The organism is Tahibacter harae, from assembly GCF_024437735.1.
GTDB lineage: Bacteria > Pseudomonadota > Gammaproteobacteria > Xanthomonadales > Rhodanobacteraceae > Tahibacter > Tahibacter harae.
In genome coordinates this window covers 71,695-78,743 of the sequence record NZ_JANFQO010000028.1, presented here as the reverse complement: position 1 = coordinate 78,743, position 7,049 = coordinate 71,695, and the positions used below count along the sequence as shown (strand labels likewise).

Sequence of the window (7,049 nt, the reverse complement as noted above, 5' to 3'; positions counted from 1 at the left end):
CTGGGGCCGATCGGCAACATCCCGCCGGCAGAAGCTGAGGCGGCCTACTATCGGCAAATCCGTGAGCTCGCCATGGCGGCGTGACTCACACCAATGAGTCTCCGGGGTTCCCGGGGCGGTTCAAACCTTTTTTATGCCCGGAATTCCTGCAGCGTAGTCTGCCGATTTCTGGCGGCGGTGTGCGGGGAGCCGCAAGGCTCGCCGGTCTCCGTGTCCGGTCCGCTAACCCGCACACCGTTCGCCCCCCTTCTTTCACCGTTCCGGGTGGCGACTCCACACAAAGGGAGTTGACCATGGATGTCCGGTATGCGTTCTTCAGGCCCACGCTGAGGCCCGGTTGCTTTATCCGCATTGGCGGCGTTGTTCCGTTCTGCGGGAGGCGCGCGCCATGAGCAAGCAAGGTTCGTTCTATCCGCTGCGCCGCGAAATTCCTTCGGCCGAACCGGTGCTGTTTGCGTATGTGCTGGATACGGTGGCCCAGCGCGAGGCCTTGCGCGAAGAAATGCTGGACCGCATCACGGCCATACAGACCCTCAGCGAGACCGTGGCCGTTGCGCAGCTGGAGGACCCGGATTCGCACTCGCACTTCGGCATTCTGGAGGCCGTAGCCATTCTGTCGCGCGATGTGCGTGGACTGATGGAGGCGAGTTTCCAGCGCGATACCTGAGGCGGCTGGCAGCCGGAGCGGCCTGGTGCCGCTCCGGCCTGCCGGTGCCTGCGCCTTCCCGGCATCGACTGGGTGGAGGCCACCGTCGACCGGCTGCCGGGGCCTGGTGTATGCGGCCCACGCATCGCTGACTGGAAATCACTTTTCGACGGGTGAAATTCACTCAGTGCTGTGTGGTTGCGACTTTCGGCCGAGTGATTTTCTGCCTCGGGTGAGTGGCCGGCCCTTGATCATTGATTGAATTTCAGTCGCCAGCGGGTGATTGCTCATCAGCGCTGCGTGGTGATCACGGACGGACGGATCACCGCCAGTGGCCGGAGGATGGCTATTACTCTCCGCTGAGTGATTTTTGGTCCATCGAGACTGAAATTCAGGCATCTTGCACGCTGGCAGGCGGCGATGGCGGGGTCCGTGGTCCAGGCCGACTCCCGGCGCGCAGCGGCCGGGACCTGAACCGGCAAAAGGGTGTTGAGCTAAATGTGGTCCCGCTCCAGGAGCGCAGCGCAAAAACCAGCTTCTGCGCGAATCTTGGCGTCCACTACGAATGCCAGGAAATCACCGACCTCACCCAGGCGAAGCCACAACACCAAGGAGTAGGCGTGAGCGACAGCAAAGGCGAACTGATCCTGTACCGCACAGAAGACGGCCGCACCGATATCCATCTTCGGGCCGCCGACGGTACCGTCTGGCTGACCCAGGGGGAGATGGCGGCACTGTTTGAGACCAGCAAGCAGAACATTAGCCTGCATATCCGCAAGGTCTTTGCCGAGGAAGAGCTTTCGGAGGAGGCAGTTGTCAAGTTTTACTTGACAACTGCCAGTGACGGTAAGCGTTATAAAACAATGCTTTATCGCCTGGACTTGATCCTGGCGGTCGGCTTCCGGGTCCGCTCCCCCCGCGGATCCCAGTTCCGACGGTGGGCCGGCACAACCCTGGCTGAGTATCTGGTCAAGGGCTTCCTTCTCAACGACCGGCGGCTCAAGGACGCCGAACGTGCGGACTACTTCGACGAGCTGCTGCGGCGCATTCGCGATATCCGCAGCTCGGAGAAACGCTTCTACCAGAAGTTGCGCGACCTGTTCAAAACCGCCAGCAGCGACTACGACGGCACGGCGCAGACGGCAAAGACCTTCTTTGCCACCATCCAGAACAAGCTGATCTATGCCGTTACCGGCCGCACCGCCGCCCAGCTGATCGTGGAGCGGGCCGATGCCGCAGCCGACCAGATGGGACTGGCCAGTTGGGCCGGCGACCGCGTGCGCAAGTCCGATGCCCTGGTCTCGAAGAATTACCTCGACGCGCAGGAACTCGATCAGCTCAACCGCCTGGTAAGCATGTTCCTGGATTTCGCCGAGGACCGTGCCCTGCGCCGCATCGAAATGCGCATGGCCGACTGGATCGAACAAACCGACCGTTTCCTCAGCTTCAACGAACGGGCCCTGTCTCGCACGGGGACATGGAAACGGCCATCGGCGAACGCTATGCCGCCTTCGACGCGCGCCGCCGCGCTACCGAAGCCCTGGCCGCCCACCACGAAGCTGAGGACGAACTCAGCCACTTGCAGGCCGAGGCCCAGCGTCTGGCTGCTGCCAAGAAGTTGGCACCATCCTGAGGCCGAACTGCAGCAGCAGCACCGTTGTGCGAACCGGAAATTTTTGCCGGAAACGAGGTCGGGTTAACTTCTGCTGTATGGCTCCGGGAGCTGACCTGACCCTGTTCGCGCCTCTGTTCGCACCGCGCCGCAACTGCGATGCCGGCTCGCTGGCTCAGGGGCAGTCCTGCGCCTCGCCAGCGGCGTTGCCGCAGCGCACGCTGCGGCGCAGTGGCGTGGCGGCGGCGTAGTTGGACAGCACGCCCGGGGTCACGTTGTTGTTGATGTAGCGCACGACCTCGAAGCCGATCACCGGCAGGCCGAGCAGCGTAGGGCCACGCACGCCCGCAGGCAGGGTGTTGCGCCGAGTGCTGTCCTGCACCGTGGCCAGTTCCAGTACCACACTGCCGGCTTCCATGTCCGGCTTTACCTTGGTGCCCAGCCGCGAACCCAGCAGCGGCGTGCTGCCGTCGGCGGCCAGATCGGAGAAGTGGACCACATTGGTGCCGTAGCACAGCGCGTGTTGCGGCAGGCTGCCGGGCGGCGGGTTGGTGTCGCGGAGGATGTTCACGCTGCGGCCTTCGCGGTCGTAGGCGCGTGGCGTGAACGGCGTGCAGGAGGAATCCGGCGCGGGGTCGTTGAAACGGCCGTTGAACGGCGCGAGCTGGGCATATTCTTGACCCCGCGGGTCCGCGGTGTGCATGAACCTGGTCGGTGACGTGATCACCCATTCGCTGTGGCTGCCCAGGCTGGCCTCGCGGCTGATGTCGCCGTAGAGGTTTTCTGTCATCAGCAGTGCTGACAGGGCGTTGGGGCCCGCATTATTTGTCAGTTCCAGGTTGTTGGCGAAGACCAGTGTCTGCAGGCGGCCATCGATCGGAACCACGGCATCGGTTTCGCCGAAGGCGCCACCGCGACTTCTCGCCGCGTGGAGCCAGTTCAAAGTCCCATAGTCGTTGATCAGGGGGACGCGGCTGAAATCGTCGACGGCGGTGGCTGTGCCGCCGAACAGCGTGCCCTCGGCCACATCGATGACGGCAAAGCTGCCATAGAGATCGCCGCCGGGCGGATTCAGACCTGCCGCCTGTGCGCTGATAGCCTGCAATGCCGCGCAGTGGGGCGGATGCTGGTTTTCCACCGCGGCGGCCAGGGCGCCGCTGAGTTCGAGGCGTTCGATCACTTCGAGATGGCCTTCGCGTGTGCGCGCACCGGTGGTGAGGCCGCCATCAACGCTCCTGCCGTTATAAGCCCAGGCATAGAAGGTTTTTTCGTAGCTGCCACCAAGCAGTGGCCCAGTCCACTGCGCCTTGGACGGCAAGGTACAGCTTTCGTCACGGGTTATCAGGCGTGCAGGGCCGTCCTGATCGTCCCCGTAGACCGTGCCTGTCCACGTGTCGTGCGGGGCGAGGACCACATTGAAACTCAACACTTCGCGGCTGTTATAGCCCTCGCGAAAGGTGACTGCGAGCAATTTGCTCTTCTCGCCGGCATTGACCAGGCTGATAACAGTGGCCTGGCCAGCATTGACGGTGTAGTACGGAAACAGCAGCACCTGGCCGGTACCTTCCGGGTTGATGTACACGGCCTGGGCCGAAAGGCCCGTACAGGCCAGTGCGAGTGCCGCCAGGCGCAGTGGAAGTCGTTGCATGGGGATTCCGTTCTCTGGGATTACCCGTGGAGACGGGTGTTGCGCGTGTTTCCCCCAAACGGACAGGGCGGACGTTGGAAACGGGTCAGGCGGCGAGCAAGGCGGCAACGAGCAGCGCTTTCATGGCATCGGAATCCATTCGGTCGAACCGGGAGAGACATCGTCAAGCGACAGCGACGACGAAAACGGCCAGCCGATCGAAAGCACCTGCCGGATATTTTCGACCGTGAAGAATCCAGGCCACAGCCACGGCTGTCCGCAGGCGGATCGCATCGTGATCCTCTCGCCCGTCCCAGAGCGCGGCAAGTGGGGAACAAACCGGATCGGCGCAGCAAACGACCGACGCACCGCTTGTCGGTAGGCGGCACCCGGAGAATGTGGGAATTGGCCAGTGCAAGCGTGACGCGAACCAGGCGGTTCTGCGCCGGCTGGCATTCGTTGTTTCCCGCTTTTCAGCGCAGCGACGGGGCGCCGAATCGATTTCAGCCCGGCGAAACCAACCTCGCCGCCTCGCCCGCCAATGCGGCAATCGCCGTCCAGTTTCCAGCGGCGACCAGGTCACTGGGCGTGAGCCACGATCCGCCGACCGCAACCACGTTCGGCAAGGCCAGCCACTGCTTCGCCGTCTGCGCACTGATACCACCGGTAGCACAGAAACCGATGCCCGGCAGCGGCGAAGCCAGCGCGCGCACAAAGTCGACACCGCCCGCCGGCACGGCAGGAAAGAACTTCTGCCAGCGATAACCACGCTCCGCCAGCGTCATCGCTTCGCTTGCCGTGGAAGCACCGGGCAGATACGGCAATTCGCTGTCTTCGGCGGCGTCCAGCAAGGCCGGCGAATGGCCGGGCGACACGGCGAAGCGCGCGCCGGCTCTCGCGGCGGCGTGGAAGTCGCGCGCGTTGAGCACGGTACCGGCACCGACGGCGACGCCTTCGACTTCGTTGGCGACAGCGCGTATGGCTTCCAGCGCGACCGGCGTGCGCAAGGTGATCTCGACCGCGGGAATGCCGCCGGCGACCAATGCGCGGGCCAGCGGTACGGCATCTTCCACGCGCTGCAGCACGACCACGGCAACCACGGGCGCCAGGCGCAGCACGCTTTCGACTTCCGCCTGGCGCGAAACCATCTGCTCGCTCATTGCATGACTCCGTAAGGGCTAGCGTGGCAACGAGCCACGCTGTCCGGATTGCGGCACAGCGCGGCCGCGGCATTCACTCCACGACACCGAAGATCGTTGCGGTTGCAGCTGCGATACCGCACGGCCGTCGCATTCATTCCACAACCCCAAAAATCGTGGCGCCGGTATCGGCCGTACTGACCTGCGCACGGAACATCGCGAACATTTCGCGGCCCAGGCCGTGATTGTTGGCGCTGAGATCCGGCTTCGGCGGCAGTTCGCGGGCCGCCCATTCGTCCGCATCGATCAGCACCTCGACGCGCCCATTGACAGCGCACACGCGCACGCGGTCACCATCGCGCAGCTTGGCAATCGCGCCGCCGCAGGCGGCTTCGGGAGTGAGGTGGATCGCGGCGGGAATCTTGCCGGAGGCGCCGGACATGCGGCCGTCGGTGACCAGGGCCACGCGCAGGCCGCGCCCCTGCAGCACGCCCAGCGCGGGCGTGAGCTTGTGCAGTTCGGGCATGCCGTTGGCGCGCGGGCCCTGATAACGCACGACAACGACCACGTCTTCCGTGAGTTCGCCGCGGTCGAAGGCTTTCTGCACCGCATCCTGGTCGTTGAAAACCCGCGCGGGCGCTTCGATGGTGTAGCGGTCTTCCGGCACCGAGGAAACCTTGATTACGGCCCGGCCCAGGTTGCCGCTGAGCAGGCGCAGGCCGCCGTCGGCGCGGAACGGCTGTGCCACCGGGCGCAGCGTGCTGGTGTCCATGCTGTCGGCGGTGCTCGGCAGCCAATGCAGCGTCTTGTCTTTTTCCAGGAAGGGCGCGCTGCGGTAGCTGTCCATGCCGGCGCCAGTGATAGTGGCGAAGTCCCCGTGCAGCAGGCCGGCATCGAGCAATTGCGCGATGAGGAAACCCATGCCGCCGGCGGCGTGGAACTGGTTCACGTCGGCGCTGCCATTGGGATAGACCTTGGCTAGCAGCGGCACCACGCCGGCCAGGGCGTCGAAATCTTCCAGCGTCAGCTCCAGCCCCGCGGCGCGCGCGATGGCGACCAGATGCAGCAGATGGTTGGTGGATCCGCCGGTGGCATGCAGGCCGACCACGCCGTTGACGATGGCCTCGGGGCCGACGATGCGGCCGGGCGGGAGGTAGTTCTGCCCCAGCGCGGTGATGGCCAGCGCGCGCTGCACCGCGGCCACGGTCAGCGCATCGCGCAGTTCGGTGTTCGGATGCACGAAGCTGGAGCCCGGCAGCTGCAGGCCCATGATCTCCATGAGCATCTGGTTGGAATTGGCCGTGCCGTAGAAGGTGCAGGTGCCGGGCGCGTGGTAGGAACGCGCTTCCACATCCAGCAGTTCGGCGCGGCTGGCCTTGCCTTCGGCGTAGCGCTGGCGCACCTTGGCTTTCTCATCGTTGGAGGCGCCGGTGGGCATGGGGCCCGCGGGCACGAACAAAGCCGGGATATGGCCGAAATGCAGCGCGGCGATCAGCAGGCCCGGCACGATCTTGTCGCAGATGCCCAGGTACAGCGCCGCATCGAACATGTCGTGCGACAGCGCCACGCCGCTGGCCAGCGCGATCACATCGCGCGAGAACAGCGACAGTTCCATGCCGGTGCGGCCCTGGGTCACGCCGTCGCACATGGCCGGCACGCCGCCGGCGACTTCGGCGGTGGCGCCGAAGTCGCGCGCGGCGGTGCGGATCAGTTCGGGATAGCGCTCGTAGGGCTGGTGCGCCGAGAGCATGTCGTTGTAGGCAGTGACAATGCCGATGTTCGGCGTCACGCCTTCGCGCAGGCGTTCCTTGTCCAGCTCGGCGCAGCCGGCGAAGCCGTGGGCGAGATTGCCGCAGGAAAGCCGGTTGCGCCGCGCACCGTCGCCGCGGGCGGCAGCGATGCGGTCCAGGTAGCGTTCGCGCGTGGCGCGGCTGCGCTCGGCGATGGCGCGGGTGACGGCGGCGAGGGTGGGATTCAGCGGCATGGCAGCCTCCTTGTGGCCGTGGCGGGTGCCGGCGCGCGACG

Annotated in this window: 5 protein-coding genes; 2 read left to right on the top strand and 3 right to left on the bottom strand. The window is 65.2% G+C overall.

What is annotated here, in order from left to right:
• The first annotated feature begins 388 nt into the window (after positions 1–388).
• Entirely contained in the window at positions 389–667 is a 279-nt protein-coding gene (locus NM961_RS21805; protein ID WP_255916545.1) for a hypothetical protein, read from the top strand.
• A 599-nt stretch (positions 668–1,266) separates the two neighbouring features.
• The gene (rhuM, locus tag NM961_RS21800) at positions 1,267–2,346 is read left to right on the top strand and encodes a RhuM family protein (protein ID WP_255916544.1); all 1,080 of its coding nucleotides are present in this window, start codon (positions 1,267–1,269) and stop codon (positions 2,344–2,346) included.
• Positions 2,347–2,433: 87 nt separating this feature from the next.
• Here the strand turns inward: rhuM and NM961_RS21795 are convergent, their stop codons facing one another.
• The 3 genes from NM961_RS21795 to edd form a co-directional block, all read right to left on the bottom strand.
• Positions 2,434–3,906, bottom strand: a complete 1,473-nt coding sequence (locus NM961_RS21795) for a hypothetical protein (protein ID WP_255916543.1) — start codon at positions 3,904–3,906, stop codon at positions 2,434–2,436.
• A gap of 482 nt (positions 3,907–4,388) precedes the next feature.
• Positions 4,389–5,045: a bifunctional 4-hydroxy-2-oxoglutarate aldolase/2-dehydro-3-deoxy-phosphogluconate aldolase gene (gene eda / locus NM961_RS21790; RefSeq protein ID WP_255916542.1), complete on the bottom strand. Its 657-nt coding sequence runs from the start codon at positions 5,043–5,045 to the stop codon at positions 4,389–4,391.
• A gap of 133 nt (positions 5,046–5,178) precedes the next feature.
• Complete coding sequence (gene edd, locus NM961_RS21785) at positions 5,179–7,008, bottom strand: phosphogluconate dehydratase (protein ID WP_255916541.1); 1,830 nt, start codon at positions 7,006–7,008, stop codon at positions 5,179–5,181.
• Between the last annotated feature and the right edge of the window lie 41 nt (positions 7,009–7,049).